The organism is Lactobacillus sp. UMNPBX15 (assembly GCF_002553785.1).
Classification (GTDB): Bacteria; Bacillota; Bacilli; order Lactobacillales; family Lactobacillaceae; genus Lactobacillus; species Lactobacillus crispatus.
In genome coordinates this window covers 21,259-42,005 of record NZ_PCYV01000013.1, presented here as the reverse complement: position 1 = coordinate 42,005, position 20,747 = coordinate 21,259, and the positions used below count along the sequence as shown (strand labels likewise).

Here is a 20,747-nt window from a genome sequence, read left to right as displayed (position 1 = left end):
TTTAAACAAAAAATGAAGCCAAACTTCTTATTATGCTTGACTTTACGTAGAAAAAAGACGTCATCTTTCGACAACGCTTATACAACAGTAATTCAACTAAAGTTCTTTTTTGTCATAGCCTATTCGCTTTAAAAAGTTAGGGTCAGAACGCCAGTTATGTTGGACCTTAACCCAGAGACGCAAGTTGACCTTTTCACCAAGCAATCTTTCAATCTCTTGACGTGAATTAATCCCAATCTGCTTGAGCATCTTACCGCCCTTACCAATAATAATGCCTTTTTGACCGTCTTTCTCAACATAGATAGTCGCTTCAATCAAGAGCTTGCCATTTTGATGAGTATTCATATGATCAACTGCGACAGCAGTAGCATGTGGTACTTCTTGTGAAGTCAGTCGCAGAATTTGTTCACGAATTAACTCGGCTACCACAAAATATTCAGGCCGATCTGTGATCTGATCAGCACCATAATATTGTGGGCCTACTGGCAAATATTCCTTAATCGTTTTAAGCAGATCTTCAATCCCAATTCCTTGAGTAGCAGAAATCGGTAGTATTTCTTTAAAGCCCTCAAGTTTGTGATATGAATCCATAATTGGCAAAAGCTTATTAGGATGAATTTCATCAACTTTATTAATTACTAAAAGAACAGGAACTTTTACTTCTTTTAACAAGTTGGCAATGTATTGATCGCCCTTACCCATTTCCTCAGGTTCAACCATGAATAAAACTAAATCAACGTCATTCAAACTAGATACACTAGCCTTATCCATATAGTCGTCAAGTTTTGAATGAGGCTTAAAAATACCTGGCGTATCTACAAAAACAACTTGCATTTCATCTGAAGTATAAATACCCGAAATGCGATTACGAGTCGTTTGTGGTTTATTAGACGTAATGGCAACTTTTTGACCAACTAAATAGTTCATTAAAGTTGATTTTCCAACATTGGGACGACCAACTAAAGCAACAAAGCCAGACTTAAACTCTTTTTCTTCCATTATTTACCTCTGCCTTCATCTAATTGATCAGGATACAATGGCAAACCATAATCTTCTAACACTTTTCCTTGAATACCAAACATTTCTTTGGCCTCATCCGGCTTAATGTGGTCGTAGCCGTTTAAATGTAAAAAGCCATGGACTATTGTATATCCAAATTCTCGATCAAAACCTGTACCATACTCTTTACTGTGACGCTTAATCACACTAGGACACATAAATAGATCACCGATATCCTCTTGAAAGTCTGGATCATCTGCAAATGCTGCAAGATCAATTGAATCCTCACCATCTTCAATTGCAAAGGAAATTACATCAGTAGGACGGTCTTTGTCACGATACTTTAAATTAATTCCATGACTACGATCTTCGTCAACAAAGTTAATACTCATCTCTAAGTTGTTATCTTTGCCAATTTCCTTCTTAGCTAGCAGCAAAAGTTTCATAATCCAGTCTTGCCAGTTACGCTTTTCATCATCTAAAAAGCCAACTTCATCATTATAAGTAATATCAATTGGATCCATTTTTAGTGTTTAATGTCCTCTTTTTCATAAGCAGTAATAATTTTCGCAACTACAGGGTGACGAACAACATCATTAGCAGAAAAGTTGATAAATTTAATTTGGTCGATATTCTTCAAGATATGTCTAGCATCAATTAACCCGCTATGCTGTCGACCAGGTAAATCGACCTGTGTCATATCACCGTTTACGACCATCTTAGAATTAAATCCAAGTCTAGTTAAAAACATCTTCATCTGGGCATCTGTAGTGTTCTGGGCTTCATCAAGAATTACAAAAGCGTCATCTAAAGTTCGTCCACGCATATAAGCAAGTGGAGCAACTTCAATTACGCCTCGTTCCATCAAACGGTCAGTCGTATTAGTCCCAAGAATAGCATACAAGGAGTCATAAATTGGTCTCAAATATGGATCAACTTTTTCTTTCAAGTCACCAGGTAAAAATCCAAGTGATTCACCAGCTTCAACAGCTGGCCTAGTCAAAATGATTCGAGAAACTTCTCCCTTCTTAAAGGCGGCAATTGCACAAACTACGGCTAAGAATGTTTTCCCCGTTCCAGCTGGTCCTATTCCAAAGACAACATCAGATTTATCAATAGCTTCGACATAACGCTTTTGTCCCATATTCTTGACTCTGATAGGTCTACCTTTAGCATCCCTAATCAAAACCTTTTTATATAGGTCTGCAAAGTACTCTGTGGTACCCTTGTCAGCCATCTTCATCGCACTTACTGTGTCGGGCGCACCGATGTTAACACCAGTATTCACAACACTATCGAGTGCCTTTAGAACAGCAACTACCTTCTTGATCTTCTCTTCATCGTCTCCTGCAATGACAATCTCATTACCGACATCTGACACAGAAAGATCATAACCTTCAGAAAGAAGCTTTAAATTTCCATCATTAACTCCAACTAGTTTTTGAATATTTTCTGGTCTTTGAGGTGTAAAAGTTGTTTGAGCCAAATAGACCCGCTCCTTCTTGTTACTACTAATTTAGCTGATCACGAACTGCTTGCGAAGCAGCCTTGCCATCGGCACGTCCCTTAATCTTTGGCATTAAAGCTTTCATTACCTTACCAAAGTCAGACTTACCTTTAGCACCAACTTCATCAATTGTTTCCTTAACAGCTGCTCTAAGTTCATCCTGATTCATTTGCTTAGGCATGTACTTTTCTACAACTGCTAATTCTTTTTTGGTTTCTTCAGCTAAATCATCACGATTAGCCTTAATAAATTCGTCAATCGATTCTTCTCTTTGCTTCTTTTCACGATTAAGAACAGTTAATTCTTCATCTGGAGTTAAATCGTGTCCTGCTTTAATTTTTTCATTCATTAAGGCCGATTTGATCATCCGGACAGTATTAAGAGTTGTCTTGTCGTGATTCTTCATAGCTGATTTCATATCAGCCATGATTTGATCTGACAAACTCATCTAATATCCTTCTTTCTATTAAAAACCCAATAGTATTATAACAAACTATGTTCTTAACTAAAATAAAACTAACAAATATTTACTTAACATAATCAAAATTATGCTTCAAGAAGTCAAAAAGAAAAGCTACCCAAAAACAGGTAGCTTTCTCAGTAGTTTATTAATAATGTCTACGCTTACGTGCAGCTTCAGACTTCAACTTTCTACGAACACTAGGTTTTTCGTAGAATTCGCGCTTGCGGTATTCTTGTAAGGTACCACTTCTTGAAACGGAACGCTTGAAACGACGAAGAGCATCATCAATAGACTCGTTTTCGTGAACGATTGTCTTAGCCATGTGTGATCCCTCCTTCCATTTCTTGGCGTTACGCCATACATTTACTTAAATTATACCAAACTAATCTTTAGGGTCAATACAATTCAAAAACTTTTTGATAAATTTTTAAGTTAAATAAACCGACTACTTTACCTTAATAAAAGAGCTGAGTTTTTATTGTTAATCCGCTTTCATTAATAGTATAATTATTTTCAGAAAGATATTTAATAATACACGAGGAGCTTAATATGGTAGAAACAAAAGACCAAAATGAATTAAACATTATTATTATTTCTGATGCGGCTGGTGACACTGCTTTTAGTAACGCCACAGCTGCAGCTGCAGAATTTCCTAACTGCAATATCAACTATCGTCGTTACCCCTTTATCACTAACCAAAAGAAGTTGGACGAAGTTTTAACAGAAATTGAAAAATATCCAAACTTGGTAATTATCTATAGTTTGGTTAAAGATGAAATGCAAATGCCAGTTATCAAATTTGCCCGTGAGCATAATGTTGAATGTGTTGACATCTTTTCACCTGTAGTTGAAGCAATTCAACAAACTACTCATATGACACCAGATCAAAAAATTGGTGCACAGCATAGCTTAAATCAAAAGTACTTTGATAGAATTTCTGCAATGGAATTCGCTGTAATGTATGATGATGGTAAAGATCCAAAAGGTTTCTTGGAAGCTGACGTTGTTTTACTTGGGGTATCAAGAACTTCTAAGACTCCACTATCTTTGTTCTTGGCTAATAAGAACTTAAAGGTAGCTAATTTACCACTTGTTCCTGAAACTCACATTCCAAAAGAAATCTATGAAATTGATCCTAAGAAAATTATTGGCTTGACTAACGATCCATCTGTATTGAACGAAATCAGACGTCAAAGAATGATCGCTTATGGTTTGAATCCTGATACTACTTATTCTAATATGGATTCAATCAACAAGGAGCTTGAATCAGCACAAGCACTTTATAAAAAATTAGGTTGCTATGTAATTAACGTTGCTCACCGCTCCATTGAAGAAACTGCTGCACTTATTTTGGAGCACTTGGGCATTGATGATTACGCTAAGTAATAATAGATACTTTCAATAGGCATAATTAAAACGGTACTAGCCATTAAGGTTAGCACCGTTTTTTCACTTTGTAATGATTATTTTATCTTATAATTATCATTTTTAATTAGCTTTTTCAATAATTCCATTGTGGCCACAGCATCAGCTAACGAATTATGTGGATTTGAATTTTTAATATTGTAATTTTCTAGCACAGTACTCAAATGATAATTATCTAAAAAGACATTTTTCTTTTTAACTGCAGAAAGCAAATCAACACATTCATTCAATAACGAATAATGACAATACTTTTTGAAATCTCTATTCAAGAAATTAATATCGAATGGTAAGTTATAACCAACAACAATCCTATCGGCTAAGAACTTTCTCAAATCTAGCAAAGCAGTTTTGATATCGATTCCTTTATTAGCTAATACTCCCTTATTTAACTGGGTTATTTTTTCTATATTAACAGGCACTTCAGTATCAACTTTGATTAATCGATAAAATTTCTCACAATCATTATTTTCAAGATATTTTATAGCACCAATTGATATAATCTTATCTTTTTCAAGATTAAGTCCTGTTGTTTCTATATCAAGAACCGCTAGTGAAGTTAAACTATCTGCTTTATCCTGGACTTGGGATCGAAAAGTATTTACTTTATGATGCTGTGTTGCTTTACTAAACCCTAATTTCTTTTTGCTAGATAACTTATTTTGACTATTTAAATGCACCATCAGCGGTATGCCATCAAAATCAGCCACCATTTTATCTTGACGCGTAGTTTTAAAGTCGAAGCCTAATTCATTATTAGTACTATATATTAGCGTTGCTTCACCCTGTCCAATATTAGATATGATTCTTTGCCATATAAGATCACGAATACGTGCACTAAAGTTTCCAACATAAACGCCCGTTTGAACTTCTTGACACCATTTAGTTAGGTCTCCACGTAAAGATTGTGGAGTTTTGCTTAAAGTAATCACAATCATGACTGTGCCTCATGATACTGAACGCCAAATTTCTGTAGGCCTTCACGATTATCCCACAAACTCATTATTACTTGAGGAGATTCAATATCGGCAGTACTATCTTTTAATAAAAGACTTTTCAAATCTTTTACCATTTTAGCCAATAGTTTACCTTTCTTAAACTCATCTCTCATTGCAATCCGAGTATGTGTGGCAATATCTTGATTTCCATATTTAGCAGTCATTTTAAAAGCAATTGGAATTGAATACTTAGCCTTGTATAGATCTGCAAAATCATAAACAAAGGCTAAGTCATGACCTGTATGAATGAATCCTAAACCTGGTGAAGCACCTAAAGCTACGATAACACTATAACTTAAGCCATACAAAGCCTGGTGTGCTGCTGTCAATGCCTTATTGATAGGAGTTCCATCCTCAAAATTATCAACTTTATATTCTCTCTTATTCCAGCTAACACCAGTTAATTTAGATTGTTCACGATATATCCGCCTAACTCGAGAACCTTCTTTACCACGCAATTCTTCCATCGTTAAATTAGAAAAATCTTCATTTGGGAAGCGCATCTCATACATCTGTCGAGCTGTAGCCAATCTACTTCTTCGATTAGATACTAACTTAGCTTGTGCTTCTAATAATCTGGAAGAATGATTCAGCGATCTACCATGTGCATATTGACGTACACCACATTCTCCAACCCAAACAACAGCTAAACTGGAATCTCCCATTAGTTCCATCGCACGATGTGTAACATCAACTCCTGGTCCCAGTAAAAGCACACTTACTAAAGCAACCGGAATATTAATAATTCCACGGTAATCAACTACTTGAATTGCACTATCTTGTCTATTTATTCTGGCATGTTCTACATATATAAAACTTATTCTATCCGAAACTCGTCCTAATTCCTGACGTTCTGGTTTCTTAGCACCATAATTATTTTTCATTATATTATTCCATTGGAATTACAGTGAGTAGTCCCATCCCAAAAGCTTTTTCACGCCCTATACCAGTTACCATTGCCTGCTTAAATTGTTGCAAATCCTTAATCTCTAATAAGCCTTCAAAAGTAACACGACTTAATTTTACTATTTTATTGCCCTTGCGGCGTAATCGTGGCCAATCTCTTGACGTAATATTCATTTCATATGTTTCTTCGTCATCTTCTGATTTAACTAAATCAAAACCATATTTTTCTGATCGATCTAATAACCACTTAGTTTGCTGCAAAACAGTAATATGCGGTACTACTTTTGATTTACCGGTTTTTGCATCTGTAATTCTATATGAAGGATTAGCCGTTAGTTTAAAGCGATATTTTTTTCCTTGATTTAAACTACTTAAAAAATGATCATAGTCTTTCGTCTCTGCCGTATTGGCAACACCATATCTTTCAAGCTTATCTAATTTTGGCTTTTCTTCACTTAAAACAAGTAAATACTTTTTACCATTTAATTCATCAATTCTCCATAAATGGCGTAATCTTACTTTTTTCTTTAATTCATTCGGAAAGCAATTCTCAACCCAATTATGATATGCACCTAAATGATACAAATCCCTAATTTTTTGTCGGTTGTTAGTATCAATTTCAACTCTCGAAATATACATTCTACCCTCCTACACAAATGACCAAAAATCCCAATTAGTATTATCTGCTGTCTGATTATTTTCTGAATTTTTAAGTTTAACTGCTTTTTTGATTACGATAGGACGATATTGATAATATCTATCTTTTTGATCAAAAGAGCCCACTTTATCTTTTTTCATTAAGGGGGTACTTTCAGAATCTAAACTAGCATCAGCAATTATTCTAGTTAGAAATTGTGACGTCTTAAAGCTCCTCTTATACCAATCTGAAGCTTGCCAAGGCAAATCTTCTAGTACTTGTAAGGGATTTCTTCCATTAAAAATATCAATTTTAAGTGGACCAGCTGGCGGATTAGACCGTCTTCCTAAATAAAGCTGAAATTTTGGATGTTCAAGTGCTTCTTTGATGTTTTCGATCAATTGATCATCATCGCTGCCAATTGCTACCATGAAAACTCCATCTTGAATAAAATCACGATACGTTAACTTTCGAGCAGTCTTGCTTGCACTCTTTCTGTATTCCACTGTTTGAAACTCTGTCAACATTTTGCCTGATTGCTCAATTCGAACAGCAAATAATAAATTATTTAGCTCCAAAGTTTTTTCATTATCTTCTCTTGCGTAGCCCAATGCAGCTGCAATCATACCTACAATAGCGCTTTTAGTTGGATAACTATCACTAGTTCTTTGGTTAAAAGATGCGGGATTGCCATAAGACTGAAGTGGCGCAGTCAATCTAATCGTTGCTGTCTTCATTTTCTAACTCCTGTTTTACGAATTCAGCAGTTTGATTAATTAAATCATCAATATTTTCAGCCTGATTGTCGACTATATTCTCACTATTCGTCAATTCGACATTAAACACAGGCTTATCTACAAATTTCAAGGAATTTTTATATTCATCCTCTAATCGATCGATAGATTTATCAACGTAGCCACCTTCAGATCTAACTGGTGTTTCAAATGCAGATACTAGGTTAACGGGTGTATCAGTACGAACATTAATCATAACGTATTGAGGGAGTGTTTTATTAGCAAAAGTATTTTCCTTACCAGTCGGCATTGTCAAAACAAATTCTTTGATAAAGAGCTTAATTCCTTCAATAGTCAAAGCTTTATTACCAAGATTGTGCAATAAATCAAGAATGTTAACATTGGCATATCTGTATAAAGTAGATGAATTATATTCAATCGTACCAAGCATTGCAGAACCTGTTTGGCTTTTCGCATTTGCATCATCAACTGCAGTGTAATAATCAAATTCTGGAGTAACTTCATGAGTGGAAATTGCATGAGCCACTTGACTAGAAGCATCCACATTCAATTCTGGATTATCTGCCACCATTCTTCCAAATAAAGCTAAATCTAGAGATTGATCTTCCATCAAATTTTTCTTAATTTCTTTAGCTGTATCTTTATCTATTTGATCAACAGACAAAGCAAGTTTAGCAATCTTTTCGAGTTGCCCTTCACTTACTAGTAGTAGTGCTCCAGTTAACATTTCGCCCGTTTTCTTGTCCTTTTTTAATTTGATTCCAGCTACTTTAAAGACTTCTTCAACTTTCTTTAAAGCATCTTCTTCACTTAAATTTGAATCTAGTTCTTGTAACTTATTCGCCAAAAGACTAGCTGTTTTCAAAGTTCTATAGCTCTTAAGCCATTCTTCATTTTCTGAGTCTTGTTTAAAGGCTAAACGCATTGCTCTCTTCCAGCTTTGTGAAGAAACTCTTGACCGAGTCACGCCACCATAAATAGCTGTTTTAGGTGAACCAGTGTCATCTCTATTGATATTTGATGATGGTACAGTTTGCAATACATTAATGTCCATATAAAGATTCTTATTCATTTTGATTTTCTCCTTGCTTTTTGTTCACTAATCGTTGTCTGATGCCAGCTTATAAACGTTCCAGTAGTAATCTTTTCCCCACTTCAAGGCAACGAATCTTGCATTTTTCGTACTCCACTGAAAGTTATACAAGTCTTCCGCCAATTGAGCAAAGTCAATCTTTTCACCCATTTTCTTTCCTTTAAGAATACTTACTAGATGATTAATTGAATTGGTGGCACTGCTGATATTTGTAGTTGCTAATAAAGCTGTTACTCGCCTATCTAAAGCCTTCTTTTCGTTAGAGTCGTTTATTTTCATTTTCCTCAGTGCAGTAAAAAGAGATACACCATTTTCTCCAGATTCTTCCTTATCTTTTGATCTAGGAATTTGACCAAAGACAAATGAATCATTCCCTTGTTGAAATGCAGCATAACAGTGAAGAGCAGTATAAACTGCTGTTTCAAGCTTTGTAGGCTTTCCATTTGTACTTAATTTAGGCACGACTGAAAAAATTAAAGGCCAGATTTTTTCAGCGCCTTTATCGGTGATAGCTGTTGTCCTTCTAAGTTCAGCCAAAGCACCTTTATCAGGAGTTCCATCACCATACAGCTGATTAATTATTCGTGCCGTAGCAGTATAAGCATCACTCATCTTTTTCTCCTTACTTTAATCCGAGACAAACATAGACGTTTCTGCGTAGTTTATTATAAATTGTAAAAATATTGTCTTCCTTCCCGCCAATGATTTCATCAGCAGTTGCATTGATAAAAATATTTTTAGCTTGCGTCGCAACAAAACGATTTAAAGTTTCACGCCATTCTTTGGTTTTAGCATCACGGTCTTGACTTAAATCTAGCCCAGAAAGCCAAGTATAAAATGGCTGATTCAATTCATCATAAAATTGTGCTACCTTTCGACTTGCCCAATCATCATTACTTTTTTTCTTCTCACTATGGGTTTGAATGTTCGATATGTCTTTTGCAAACCAATAGAAATAATTTGCAACTTGTTGTGTTAATAATACTTCTTTTTCAATTCTATCTTGCCACCGATTTTCAAGCATAGGCTCATCATCAAAAAGGACCCCTGCCTTAGCTTGCATATTATCAGTGATTTCCGCATAAGGTGATTGAGATGTAGCATTTCCATCACTTATCATAGCTACTGTAGCTATATTGATGTTAGTATGCTTAGAAATGTATTTTTCTTTTTTCAATTCCTGAATCCAACTAACAATTCCTGGAATTCTTTTTTCATCTTCGTTAGCTTTAGTCCTTATATACTGACCAAAATTACGCCACATAGCGACATTTATATTATTTTTATTCTTGGCAGCTGGATATACAACACCATCTTTATTTTTACGCCAAGTCGTCATTGGCTCTAGGAATTGTTTTTCACTATCTAACTTAGGCAGTCCTGCGCTAAATATAACTGGCTGACCATTTTGCCAATCAATATGAATCATTCTAGACCAGACAGTGTATAATTCAGATAAATTGTCAGGATATACTCCATTCAATCTTTGTTGAAGATAATCATTAATATCATCGTATTCCCACACTGGTCTTTGTGAGTTTAGCCAGTTTGTTCCATCTGCAGAATCATTGGTAACTAAGCTTAGATTTAACATCAAAGTGTCAAATAAAGTTTTACCTTTAATATAAACAGGATTAATTGAATACAACCAACCAGGAGAAACAGAGAACTTATCCTTTGACTTAACTTTGGTCTTATCAGTAACACCTGTGAAGTTTTGGTAAGTAATTAACCAGCGAACTAATTCCGCATTATTAACACTATCTTTTTCAATACCTGATTTAGGTGAAAACAGTGCCGGGCTGTTATTGCTTTCAGAAATAAGTCGATTAATTTGTTTAACTGATACTGTACCCGCACCTTTAGCTACCTTTTTATTTTCCGGCACATTTTGGTCATAGACTTGACGATTAACTTGATAAAAAGGATCTTCACCAAATAAATCAAATTTAGTCTGATAAAGATTTAGATAATCAAATAATTTTTTTGAAAAAGCTTTTTGATCATATAGACTTCTCCAAGTGTTTTCCAGTTTATCAAAATCCTTACCATCATTATCTGTCCGAATTACTCGCCATTTGTCATCTAAATCCAGCCATGAGTATGGCGTATCATCTGCATCGAATCTAGTATAAACTGACAGTAAGATAGCCAACAATAATCTGAGAATCGCTAAGTCCTGCGATTTCATATCACCGGCAAGCTGAAGATAATCTTCAGAATTACTAAAAAGTTCATTTAAAGAGACTTCACTTTCGGTATAATCCTTTTTCAGGACTTTAATCCAAGGATCAGTAACCAGATTGAAACTTAAATCATTACTCATATATCACCATCTCTTCCAGTTCATAAATGATTAATTAATATTTATAATAAAACTTTTACTTTTAATTTACAATAAAATAAAAAGCGATTTCAGTTCATGAAACCGCCAAGCCCATTTTCATGGGGATTACTTTAATAAATGATTAATTAATGGGATCACCCTCACCTAAGTGAGGAATACACTTAATACAGTTTACTATTTTTCGTACGATAACCCCAAGTCAGATGAATACTTAATTTTATATCCATTAAATTCTGTCTCATTATTGGCATCAAGAATTAAAGCTACCGAGCCCTTTAACCAGGAACTGTTCTGCCATTCAGGAAAATTACTAATAGTATCTCGTTCCAAATTTCGTATAGATTGGTTTATATCCATCGTTAATGCATGGGGCAGCCTAATCAACTGCTGAGCAACAACGCTATCAGGAACTTCTTCATCCACTTTTCGCCCATCCATTAAATAAAATCCATCGGCATCTTTTTTTAGCAAAAGAACCTCGATTGTTTCATTCGTATCTCTGACAGCAGCCTCTGCTTTAACATCATTTAGATCAGTGTCACTATCATTATCAAGCCAACCGTGTAAAGTTTTTTCAACTCTTGGGGCTCTAATTTGATACCCTTTCGATTTTTGTTCTGCCTTTTCTTGATCAATGTTGAATTTCTTAACTTCCGCTTCCTGAAGATCTTGTACTTCATTATCAGTATCCGCTGAATATACCTTTTGAACCAAATTAGAAATATCACTAGGTAATTTGATCTTGTCTTTTAAGAAATGATCCGTCTTAATTAAAAGATATTTCTCATATATTGCTTGATTTGCATCCCCATAGTCCCCATTAGAATTAATACCCATAATGAATAGTTGAGGCTCAATTAATTTGTCTGGACGCTTAATTTGATGACGATGCAAACGCCCCGCTCTTTGTAAAATCAAGTCTATTGGTGCAATATCCGTATACATAACATCAAAATCGATATCCAAAGATTGCTCTAGTACTTGTGTACCAATTACTATCATTTTCTTTGGACGTTTTTGGTGATTTCCAATTGACTTTTCCAATTTGGACTCTAAATTACTACGATCATTAGCCAAAAATGCGGAATGAAGCACCAAAATTTGCGTATCTTCAGAGCACTCTTTTTCAGCAATTTTTGCCAATTCTTGTGCTCGCTTTACCGTATTAACTATGACACCTGCGACACCGCCATCTTCAATTTGATCATTAATCTTTTCAATTAAATCGTAATTTTCAATGCTTAAGCGAGTAACTTTAACTGTAGTATCATCAGCTTGAGTAGAAAAATCTGACTTTTGTTTTAAAATTTTGCCATCCAAAATACTTAACAAGGGATATGCTTGACAAGTTTGCCAATTAGTATTTTGAGCTTTAAATTTTTCACTGCCATATTTTCCTCTACAATATGCTGTAAGAAGTTCATTTCTTTTATCAACTGGAAGCGTAGCCGACAAAGCAACAACTGGTACATGATATGCCCCCAACCACTCTATTGCCTTTTCAAGATAGGAACTCATATATACGTCATAAGCATGAACCTCGTCAATTACAACTATTTTTCCGCTTAGCCCTAAATGTCTTAAGGCCAGATGCTTTTGCTTCAAGCCCATCAAAAGCAATTGATCAATAGTTCCAATTACAAAGTCAGTTAATATTGACTTTTTACCATTAAACCACTGATTAACAACAACTGCACCTTCATCGGTTTCAATATCATCAGCATCAGGAATATTGTGATATTTTTGATTAAACTGTGCCTTTCCATGCATCAATTTAATAGAAAGATTTTCGCTCTGTTCTTTGGCAATATTCCCCAGCCAGTTATCTACTCTATCAAACATTGCATTTGCAGTAGCCTGAGTTGGCAAGCCAAAAAACAGGCCATTGATACCGGTCTTAGCAGCTAATTGCTCAACAGCGGTTAGAGCTATTTCAGTTTTACCAATACCCATCGGGGCTTCAACGATAATCATGCTAGGATCCACACTATCTCCGATTGCTTGAGACATTTGTTCCTGAACTTGTCTTGGATCAAAATTCCAGCGTTTTTGATATTGCTCTTTAGTATCGACTATCAATTGAGGCGTCCAGGAATCTGTTTTAAGCCAATTTAAAATTCCTTGTTGATATCTTGATGTCATATCAATATCGCTAAAACCTTGATCCATCGAGATTAATGGAAACATGCTAACACGCTTACCATCTTTAATTGTATATTCACTAGATGCCAACCAGTCGGCCATAATGACTAGGCCTTCTAAAATTACTGCTTGTGAGTCAGTAACTGTAGGTATATCTTCTAAATTTTTAAAATTACACAAATCTAAACCATAATTGATGATCTCTTTTTGTACATTTTCCCATTTTTCTCTAGTTGGATTTTCGGCCCAAGAATCTGATTGATAATATTTAGAAGTATCATCCATCAGTTGATCTTCATAGTCAAAATACTTATTTTGTGGTTTACCATGATGCCCGCCAACTATAGCGCCAATACTTTCATTTAGCCCACTATTTTCTAAGATCACTTCACCAGCCAGAGCGTGGAGCCAGTGTCTAGTATCCATATTTGCCTTTAATTCTTCTAAATTATCAAATCCATTTTGTAATAATCTCTCTAACAGATCCTGGTCTAAATCTTCATTATGGATAAACGATTGCTTAATTTGAAAAGCAGGCGTAGCCTTACCAATATCATGAATGTATCCAATAAATTCAACAAGATTCTGAACTTCATTTGAGTTTTCAAATCCCTGACTCAAAATGCGTCTTTGGCCGTCATTAAGCCAATGATTATATAACCATCCAATAACATTTTTTGTGTCAATTAAGTGAGCAATTAAGGGTAACCATACTTCTTCGCTATCTTCACTAATATTCTTTTTACCCCATAAAGACAAGGTCGTATTTGATAAATTTGTCATGTTTTCCTCAATTTATATTATCTGCTTAATTTAATATTTATAATTACTTTTTATTTTACAGCCTATTTCCATTTATATACATAGAATAATCGATGTCTTTTATTACTTGATCATATTTGTCATAATACCAAATGCTAAAATCTTCCCATTTTCCGCCCTTAGATGAACCATCAAGTGATGCTGGATTGTTTTGGGAATATAAATAATCTTCATCACTGTCATCAATGACTCTATAAAAAGGTCCTTCTTCAGCTATACATTCATAGATTTTGCCATTTGTTAAGCCAGTTACCCCTAAAGTTTCACCTATATATTTTAATTTCATCATTCTTTTCTCTCGTATAATTTACAATCTTTAATTCATACATATTGGAATTCGTATACTTGTTTACTTCATACCAATGAATATCAGAACACAGTTATCACTTTTTTAATCACCTCCACATGTGTTGTCCGACTCATCCCAATCACATATTGCCTCAAACACTGAGACAGTGCTGTTTGTTGCTGCTTTCTAAGGATTAATTTGACAAAGAGCCGTCGCCCTTAATCACAATTAATTGCTGGTATTTAAACTTCCTGAAAAATTCCGTTATTCTTGATTCTTATCAATGGGGTTGATTGTTAATGGGTATTTCTTATCGAGTTTAGGAGTAACAAATTTAATAGTTAATCCCTTTTTCAACGGTCCCATTAGTATCCAAGCGCCAATCCATAACATCCCCACTATCGATGACCAAATATCACTACCTTGAATTAGTGGAAACATGCATCCCCAAATTAACATAATGATATAACGTGTATATTATCAACTAAGCAATAATTGCCTAATTAAACTAATTTTCGAATAATTCAATTCGACGTAATTGACGCTTCAGTTGACCTTGCTTTTCTAATAAAGCAAATTTACGAGACAGGGTCTCAGGTGTTGTTCCAAGGTATAAGGCTAAGTCCTTCATTTTTAAGGGTAAGTTAAAATTATTTTTACCAATTTCATCTGCATATGTTTGTAAATACTTTAATAACCGGTCTTCAACCTTCGGCAAAGCCAACAAGTGAATTTGTTTTTGCATTTCCGAAACTTTAACAATATTTAGTTCCAATAATCGAATACTTAATTCTGGCTGTTTATGCATCAGCTTCAGTAGATCCTGCCGTTTTAATAAACAAATTTCATAGCCTAGAGGTAATTATTGATATTTTCTTGACCCAAAAGCCAATCCTCACCAATATAATCACCCGTATGCAAGATTTGCAAAACATTCTCATAGCCGTTTTCATCTAAGGTGTACTGCTTAGCGTTACCATCAGCGATAATTACTAAATTATCATTTATCGTTGGATCAATTATTACTTCACCCTTTTGATAGTTTTTATGCTGAACTAATTTTTCGATTTGCATCTTCTCATCCTGAGGTAAAGCATTAAATAGTGGTACTAAGTTAACACATAAATCAGCCATTAAATTCATCGTCCTTTAATTAAAAGTCATCATCGTCGTCTTCGACATACAATCCTTCTTTTAGTTCATGACCTAAGAAGTCTTGAGTTACCCGAATTTGCTCCTTAATCCAAGCCATTAAATTAGTTAAATTAGCAGATAATTCTGGCCAACTTTCATTATTAGCTAAAGCAATTGCCTTAGTAATGAAGAGCGTTTGCGTATCAAAATCTTTTACCAAGGCAAATAATTGCTTATCATCTGCTAAATATTTACTACTGCCATCTTCTTCTAGCATAGTATATTCCTTAAATTGAGCTGTAATTGTTGGAATACTTTCACCATTATTAACCAATAAGTGATTCAATTGGTCAAATTCCTGACGTTCATAAGCAATCCAACCAGCAGCTTTTTCGGCTAAAAAAAGACTAGCAGATCCTTTAGCAAATAAGTTAGCTTGGTTAATCTTTAAAGAATGGATTAACAAGTTAGAAATAATGTGACCAGTCATGGCAGCTGCAGTTGGCTGATGGTGATCAAGGTCGCTTTGCTTCAATTCCGCCTGGTATTTTTCTTCTGCATTCATCAGTTAAGCTCCTTTTCCTTAATTCCTTGTACTTCATAACCCATTTTTTCAATAGCTGTCTTGACATCAACAGTTTTAGTCTTATCAGGATCCAGTGTAAATTTTAGCTTTCCTGCATTGAATAAAACTTTGATTTGGTCGGTTCCATCCAAACTACCAACCGCCCTTTCAATTTTGCTTAAGCATGAAGGACAGGTCATGCCAGATAATTTCATAATTACTTTTTTCATGATTAGATTCACCCTTCCTTATTAATTTACATATCTAATGCTACTTTGTTTTGTTGATTATAAACTTGATGATCGTCAATTTTTTGCTGAAATTTGATTAATCTCATCCCGTTCAAGATAACAATTAAGATACTAAATTCATGAATAAACATCCCACTTGCCATTTCAACATAACCCGCAAACAAACCGATGAACAACAATAAGACTGTCAGTAAAGCCATCACGATATTTTCATTCATGTTCAAAATTGTCTTTTTGGATAAGCCAATGGCATAAGCTATCTTCCGCAAGTCATTTTTAACTAAAACTATGTCTGAAACTTCAATGGCAACATCCGTCCCACTACCAACGGCAATTGCAACATTAGCATTAGCTAAGGCCGGACTATCATTGATCCCATCACCAATAAAAGCAATATGGTGTCCCTTGGCTCTTTCTTTTTTAACAAAAGCAGCCTTGTCTTGTGGCAACATTTGACCATGAACTTCATCGATTGACAACTTCGCCGCAATTCGTTCAGCAGTTTCTTGATTGTCTCCAGAAAGCATAACTAACTTTTTAACCCCTAATTCTTTTAAGCGGGTTAAAGCATCATTAGCTTCTGGACGCAATTGATCTTTAATGCCAAAAACAGCTAATTGACTTTGGTCCTCATTGGCAAAAGTGACAATTGAATTACCTAATTGACTCAAATGATCAATTGTCTTATCTAATTTTGCATTGGTACGGGTATTTTCAACGATTAAGTCTTGGTTACCTAAATAATATTTTTGATTATTTAAAGTGGCGATGATTCCCTTACCCTTAACAGTTTCCACTTTAATTGAAGCTGGCTTTTGTTTATTTAATTTGGCAATTGCCTGAGCTAAGGGGTGGTTACTTTGACGCTCAATTTGAGCAGCTAATTTAATAATTTCATCTTTGGGCCCATTTAATACCTCAATTGCACTAACTTCTGGATGTCCAACAGTCAAAGTGCCGGTTTTATCAAAAGCAATTTCATCAATCCGGTGAGTTTGATCCATTACTTGCGACCCTTTAAACATAATGCCATTTTTAGCACCATTACCGATACCAGCAACTGTAGATACTGGCACACCAATAACTAAAGCACCTGGGCAGCCTAGCACCATGACCGTAATAGCTAACTTAAGATCTTTAGTAATTAGGCCCACAGCAATCGCAATTACAAGTACGGCAGGAGTGTAATATTTGGAAAACCGGTTAATTAACTTTTCTGTATGTGACTTTGTATCTTGTGCTTCTTCAACCATTTCAATAATTTTACCGAAAGTCGTATCTTCACCGACTGCGGTAGTTTCGACAGTCAATGTACCGTTTTCAAGGATAGTTCCTGCATATACTTCATTACCGGCTTTTTTATTAACTAATTTAGATTCACCGTTAACACTGGCTTCATTAAGATAACCAGAACCTGAAATAACCTTGCCATCGACTGGAACCTGATCACCAGTTTTAACTAAAATCTTCTCACCAGGATCAATGAAATCGACGTCTTCTTTCTCAGTTGAGCCATCATCTTGAACAACTAACGCAGTCTGTGGTGCCATTTTGGTTAAATCAGCAACGGCTGACCGCGTTTTCTTTAGGGTTAATTCTTCCAGTACATCTCCTAACATGAATAGCCAAGTAACAATGGCTGCTTCATTAAATTCACCAATAATGAAGGCACCGATTACCGCCAGCGATACTAAAACATCAATAGGAATTAATTTAACCCTTAAAGATGAAATAGCCGTCAAAGCAATTGGAAGCACTCCGACAATCCCCACGATAAGCATTAAAGCCTGGTATGGTAAATTCATGTGCAATAGCCATTTAGTTCCTTCAGCAAGCAACAGCAGAATAGTATTAACAAGCAAAAGCTGCTTTTTGTACCTCATAAAAAATTGTTGTAACTTAATCATTTTTATAAACATTCCTTTCGTCTTTGACTCAAGGACAACAGAGCCATGAAAAACAAATCCGTTGTCCCTTACTCTTACTTTTTAATATATTAGTTGTGAGGAAGCGGTTTTACACACTACAAATCATGGGGAAATGAGTGAATAGTTCCTCTATTACCTCGAATTTTTATATATGTAGCTTAACCTTTCAAGCACAACTGAATGTGACTTTGAGCACGTAAACTTATTTTTGTATAAACGACTCGTTTGTGTAGGTTTTCGCAGTCAATGTTTAACTTGCTTTCTCAATTTTTTAAGCAGGCTATTAGATTTGCTCAAAGTCAAGGTTTTATGGTTAATATTTAATTTTTTGAATTAATGTTAACCTTTATTTGGTGTGTCCTTTTTTATTTAAAATACTTTTCAACTCACTGTTTTTTTTCAAACTTCACCTCTCCCTTTCTTGACACTACATATCATAGGTAAAAAACAATTTAGGTGACTTGACTGTTATCAAGATACTAGTGTCTTTTTATATTTATCTTTTAAGCAAAAAATCACAGTTTTATCGTGTAAATTTCGTTTAATAAAAGAGAGAATATACAAAAAAAAGACTAGAAACCATGCAAAAAGCATAGACTCTAGCTTTCAAATTTCAATTCTATAAAAATTAATGTGCCAATTTAATCTCTCCAGCAGCAATTGGCAAAGTTGTATGTGCATCATAACTCATAACATTACCGGCAACGCTAGATGGTAATTTAAGATCCGCTGATACGCCGTGAACATAAACTACTAGTTTATCCAATTGAAGATCGTCACTACCAAATGCTTGCTTAAATTTTGCTTGTAAATCTTTTAATGGGACATCCTTATCATATTCATAATGACCGTATTTATCTGCAACTGGGTAGCCATCATGGGGAATGTTCATTTCTTGTGGTGCATCATCAAAAGGAACCATCGTTGTCCCAGATACTGCCTCTGTTTCAGGTAAATCAATAAAGCCATCATGATTCACGTCCTGCATTAGCGTCGGAACATGAGCTTGTTTCCCATCTGGAAATCCATGGAAATGTTCCCAATGTTCAATATTGGCAGGCGTATCAAACATTTCCACATGAATATGAAGGCTATTACCATTTTCACTGAATGTTGCTATTCCATGCGCCTGTGTTTCAATTTTATCCGCATTTATTGGTTTAATTTTTGCAATATAGTCAACCATATTTCTCATCCTTCCATTTGATTATTGCGATATAAATCTAGCATAAAAGCATTTTACAAAAATTGATTAAATCTTTGATTATAAATATCTTTAATAATTAACATCCATTATCTTATCGTCATATCAACCATTACTGCTTCTCTCATCAATTTAACCAACTCAACTCCCCAAAACGGACACTTATCTATACAACCTAAAAATCCAGCACGTTATCCACTCGACCCTCTAGCTCAACAAGCAAAAAGTGTACTAATTCCAATCACCAAAAGAGGAATTAGTACACTTTTCATCTATCAAAAATGCTGGCATACCAGCGTTTATAGGCTATTTATCTGTGCGCTCAAGGACAGTAACACTCTCAACATGTGTGGAGAATACAGCATTCCCATATTTCTCATTCACTGCACCAAAGGATCACCTCCACATACGTGGAGAATACGCGAAAAAACGTTACAAGCTACAAAGCAAGCTAGGATCACCTCCACATACGTGGAGAATACTTTACTACAGTGCTGGTTGATTGCGGCTGCTAGGGATCACCTCCACATACGTGGAGAATACCTGGTTTAAACGGTAAAACAGCTAATATTGGTGGGATCACCTCCACATACGTGGAGAATACTTAGAGAATCTGTCTGGCATTAAGAGCAAGTGAGGATCACCTCCACATACGTGGAGAATACAATCTTGACCACCACCAGCAGGCTGTGGATTAGGGATCACCTCCACATACGTGGAGAATACTTCCAAAAATATGAAGTACCACCAGTTAACTTAGGATCACCTCCACATACGTGGAGAATACTGTTCGGGATTCCCCTTCACAACAAAAATGGTTAGGATCACCTCCACATACGTGGAGAATACGGTAAGTTCTATTGCAAAGGTGGCTCACACATGGGATCACCTCCACATACGTGGAGAATACTGTCACACCATTTTCTAAAAATAGCGTATTTGAGGATCACCTCCACATACGTGGAGAATACGGGCTAAGTACTGTGCTCTCTCTGCCTTACTCAGGATCACCTCCACATACGTGGAGAATACCTATTACATATCTGCAGGGCACTACTTCATACAGGATCACCTCCACATACGTGGAGAATACTCATCGCTAGTTGCTTAGCCATTTCAACCGTGAGGATCACCTCCACATACGTGGAGAATACGCCAAAGTCATTAGTAAACAACCTCCTTACACAGGATCACCTCCACATACGTGGAGAATACTGACGTATCTGAATGATTTTAATAAGCCGAGTAGGATCACCTCCACATACGTGGAGAATACTTCGTCAAT

The 20,747-nt window shown here is 35.3% G+C and carries 20 protein-coding genes, 1 pseudogene and 1 CRISPR repeat array (1 of these 22 running past the window's edge); of the genes and pseudogenes, 1 reads left to right on the top strand and 20 read right to left on the bottom strand.

From position 1 onward, the window contains the following. Positions 1-96: 96 nt before the first annotated feature. From era to rpsU, 5 genes are all read right to left on the bottom strand, one after another. Positions 97-999, bottom strand: a complete 903-nt coding sequence (gene era / locus CP366_RS04825; RefSeq protein ID WP_005719725.1) for a GTPase Era — start codon at positions 997-999, stop codon at positions 97-99. Further along, on the bottom strand, positions 999-1,523 hold the full coding sequence (gene ybeY / locus CP366_RS04820; protein ID WP_089148071.1) for an rRNA maturation RNase YbeY: 525 nt from the start codon (positions 1,521-1,523) through the stop codon (positions 999-1,001). Before ybeY ends, era begins: the two co-directional genes overlap by 1 nt. A 2-nt stretch (positions 1,524-1,525) precedes the next feature. Then, complete coding sequence (locus tag CP366_RS04815) at positions 1,526-2,485, bottom strand: PhoH family protein (protein WP_005723097.1); 960 nt, start codon at positions 2,483-2,485, stop codon at positions 1,526-1,528. A gap of 25 nt (positions 2,486-2,510) precedes the next feature. Further along, the gene (locus CP366_RS04810) at positions 2,511-2,954 is read right to left on the bottom strand and encodes a GatB/YqeY domain-containing protein (RefSeq protein ID WP_013086431.1); all 444 of its coding nucleotides are present in this window, start codon (positions 2,952-2,954) and stop codon (positions 2,511-2,513) included. A gap of 160 nt (positions 2,955-3,114) precedes the next feature. Then, entirely contained in the window at positions 3,115-3,291 is a 177-nt protein-coding gene (gene rpsU / locus CP366_RS04805; RefSeq protein WP_002880182.1) for a 30S ribosomal protein S21, read from the bottom strand. A gap of 227 nt (positions 3,292-3,518) precedes the next feature. On the opposite strand from rpsU, the gene CP366_RS04800 reads away from it, so the two are divergent. Further along, complete coding sequence (locus tag CP366_RS04800; protein WP_005719759.1) at positions 3,519-4,355, top strand: pyruvate, water dikinase regulatory protein; 837 nt, start codon at positions 3,519-3,521, stop codon at positions 4,353-4,355. 77 nt (positions 4,356-4,432) lie between these two features. On the opposite strand, the gene cas2e is transcribed toward CP366_RS04800, so the two are convergent. From cas2e to CP366_RS04730, 15 genes and pseudogenes are all read right to left on the bottom strand, one after another. Next, entirely contained in the window at positions 4,433-5,329 is an 897-nt protein-coding gene (gene cas2e, locus CP366_RS04795) for a type I-E CRISPR-associated endoribonuclease Cas2e (RefSeq protein WP_089148070.1), read from the bottom strand. After that, the gene (gene cas1e, locus CP366_RS04790; RefSeq protein ID WP_089143286.1) at positions 5,326-6,273 is read right to left on the bottom strand and encodes a type I-E CRISPR-associated endonuclease Cas1e; all 948 of its coding nucleotides are present in this window, start codon (positions 6,271-6,273) and stop codon (positions 5,326-5,328) included. The genes cas2e and cas1e overlap by 4 nt, the downstream gene beginning before the upstream one ends. A 4-nt stretch (positions 6,274-6,277) precedes the next feature. Beyond that, positions 6,278-6,934 carry a type I-E CRISPR-associated protein Cas6/Cse3/CasE gene (gene cas6e / locus CP366_RS04785; RefSeq protein WP_013086434.1) on the bottom strand — a complete coding sequence of 219 codons (657 nt, stop codon included), beginning with the start codon at positions 6,932-6,934 and terminating at the stop codon, positions 6,278-6,280. A 9-nt stretch (positions 6,935-6,943) separates the two neighbouring features. After that, positions 6,944-7,669 carry a type I-E CRISPR-associated protein Cas5/CasD gene (cas5e, locus tag CP366_RS04780; RefSeq protein WP_065990608.1) on the bottom strand — a complete coding sequence of 242 codons (726 nt, stop codon included), beginning with the start codon at positions 7,667-7,669 and terminating at the stop codon, positions 6,944-6,946. Further along, positions 7,650-8,759 (bottom strand): type I-E CRISPR-associated protein Cas7/Cse4/CasC, encoded by a 1,110-nt coding sequence (cas7e, locus tag CP366_RS04775; RefSeq protein WP_013086436.1) that lies wholly within the window; start codon positions 8,757-8,759, stop codon positions 7,650-7,652. Before cas7e ends, cas5e begins: the two co-directional genes overlap by 20 nt. 27 nt (positions 8,760-8,786) lie before the next feature. Then, positions 8,787-9,392 (bottom strand): type I-E CRISPR-associated protein Cse2/CasB, encoded by a 606-nt coding sequence (gene casB, locus CP366_RS04770; protein WP_060462363.1) that lies wholly within the window; start codon positions 9,390-9,392, stop codon positions 8,787-8,789. A 10-nt stretch (positions 9,393-9,402) separates the two neighbouring features. Then, entirely contained in the window at positions 9,403-11,106 is a 1,704-nt protein-coding gene (locus tag CP366_RS04765) for a type I-E CRISPR-associated protein Cse1/CasA (RefSeq protein WP_089148069.1), read from the bottom strand. A 195-nt stretch (positions 11,107-11,301) separates the two neighbouring features. Next, a complete protein-coding gene (locus CP366_RS04760) occupies positions 11,302-14,052 on the bottom strand; it encodes a CRISPR-associated helicase/endonuclease Cas3 (RefSeq protein WP_089148068.1) in 2,751 nt (916 codons plus the stop codon). 55 nt (positions 14,053-14,107) lie between these two features. After that, positions 14,108-14,380 (bottom strand): hypothetical protein, encoded by a 273-nt coding sequence (locus CP366_RS04755; RefSeq protein ID WP_199161207.1) that lies wholly within the window; start codon positions 14,378-14,380, stop codon positions 14,108-14,110. Positions 14,381-14,644: 264 nt separating this feature from the next. Next, a complete protein-coding gene (locus CP366_RS10690; protein ID WP_158227345.1) occupies positions 14,645-14,821 on the bottom strand; it encodes a hypothetical protein in 177 nt (58 codons plus the stop codon). Positions 14,822-14,888: 67 nt separating this feature from the next. Next, a pseudogene (locus tag CP366_RS04750) lies at positions 14,889-15,514 on the bottom strand (Crp/Fnr family transcriptional regulator). Between the two features lie 19 nt (positions 15,515-15,533). Beyond that, on the bottom strand, positions 15,534-16,079 hold the full coding sequence (locus CP366_RS04745; RefSeq protein WP_010580181.1) for a DNA-binding protein: 546 nt from the start codon (positions 16,077-16,079) through the stop codon (positions 15,534-15,536). Then, entirely contained in the window at positions 16,079-16,309 is a 231-nt protein-coding gene (locus tag CP366_RS04740; protein ID WP_013086444.1) for a heavy-metal-associated domain-containing protein, read from the bottom strand. The genes CP366_RS04745 and CP366_RS04740 overlap by 1 nt, the downstream gene beginning before the upstream one ends. Positions 16,310-16,335: 26 nt before the next feature. Then, positions 16,336-18,237, bottom strand: coding sequence for a heavy metal translocating P-type ATPase (locus CP366_RS04735; protein WP_089148067.1), 1,902 nt, complete (start codon positions 18,235-18,237; stop codon positions 16,336-16,338). 649 nt (positions 18,238-18,886) lie between these two features. Continuing rightward, positions 18,887-19,444: a hypothetical protein gene (locus tag CP366_RS04730; protein ID WP_089148066.1), complete on the bottom strand. Its 558-nt coding sequence runs from the start codon at positions 19,442-19,444 to the stop codon at positions 18,887-18,889. Between the two features lie 350 nt (positions 19,445-19,794). Beyond that, positions 19,795-20,747: a CRISPR direct-repeat array (repeat unit 28 nt; unit sequence GGATCACCTCCACATACGTGGAGAATAC) (it continues 1,334 nt past the right edge of the window).

Bases quoted from the DNA above. Each gene is read 5' to 3' on its own strand.
- era (WP_005719725.1), bottom strand. From the start codon at position 999: ATGGAAGAAAAAGAGTTTAAGTCTGGCTTTGTTGCTTTAGTTGGTCGT.
- ybeY (WP_089148071.1), bottom strand. From the start codon at position 1,523: ATGGATCCAATTGATATTACTTATAATGATGAAGTTGGCTTTTTAGAT.
- CP366_RS04810 (WP_013086431.1), bottom strand. From the start codon at position 2,954: ATGAGTTTGTCAGATCAAATCATGGCTGATATGAAATCAGCTATGAAG.
- rpsU (WP_002880182.1), bottom strand. From the start codon at position 3,291: ATGGCTAAGACAATCGTTCACGAAAACGAGTCTATTGATGATGCTCTT.
- CP366_RS04800 (WP_005719759.1), top strand. From the start codon at position 3,519: ATGGTAGAAACAAAAGACCAAAATGAATTAAACATTATTATTATTTCT.
- cas2e (WP_089148070.1), bottom strand. From the start codon at position 5,329: ATGATTGTGATTACTTTAAGCAAAACTCCACAATCTTTACGTGGAGAC.
- cas1e (WP_089143286.1), bottom strand. From the start codon at position 6,273: ATGAAAAATAATTATGGTGCTAAGAAACCAGAACGTCAGGAATTAGGA.
- cas6e (WP_013086434.1), bottom strand. From the start codon at position 6,934: ATGTATATTTCGAGAGTTGAAATTGATACTAACAACCGACAAAAAATT.
- cas5e (WP_065990608.1), bottom strand. From the start codon at position 7,669: ATGAAGACAGCAACGATTAGATTGACTGCGCCACTTCAGTCTTATGGC.
- cas7e (WP_013086436.1), bottom strand. From the start codon at position 8,759: ATGAATAAGAATCTTTATATGGACATTAATGTATTGCAAACTGTACCA.
- casB (WP_060462363.1), bottom strand. From the start codon at position 9,392: ATGAGTGATGCTTATACTGCTACGGCACGAATAATTAATCAGCTGTAT.
- CP366_RS04765 (WP_089148069.1), bottom strand. From the start codon at position 11,106: ATGAGTAATGATTTAAGTTTCAATCTGGTTACTGATCCTTGGATTAAA.
- CP366_RS04760 (WP_089148068.1), bottom strand. From the start codon at position 14,052: ATGACAAATTTATCAAATACGACCTTGTCTTTATGGGGTAAAAAGAAT.
- CP366_RS04755 (WP_199161207.1), bottom strand. From the start codon at position 14,380: ATGATGAAATTAAAATATATAGGTGAAACTTTAGGGGTAACTGGCTTA.
- CP366_RS10690 (WP_158227345.1), bottom strand. From the start codon at position 14,821: ATGTTTCCACTAATTCAAGGTAGTGATATTTGGTCATCGATAGTGGGG.
- CP366_RS04745 (WP_010580181.1), bottom strand. From the start codon at position 16,079: ATGAATGCAGAAGAAAAATACCAGGCGGAATTGAAGCAAAGCGACCTT.
- CP366_RS04740 (WP_013086444.1), bottom strand. From the start codon at position 16,309: ATGAAAAAAGTAATTATGAAATTATCTGGCATGACCTGTCCTTCATGC.
- CP366_RS04735 (WP_089148067.1), bottom strand. From the start codon at position 18,237: ATGATTAAGTTACAACAATTTTTTATGAGGTACAAAAAGCAGCTTTTG.
- CP366_RS04730 (WP_089148066.1), bottom strand. From the start codon at position 19,444: ATGGTTGACTATATTGCAAAAATTAAACCAATAAATGCGGATAAAATT.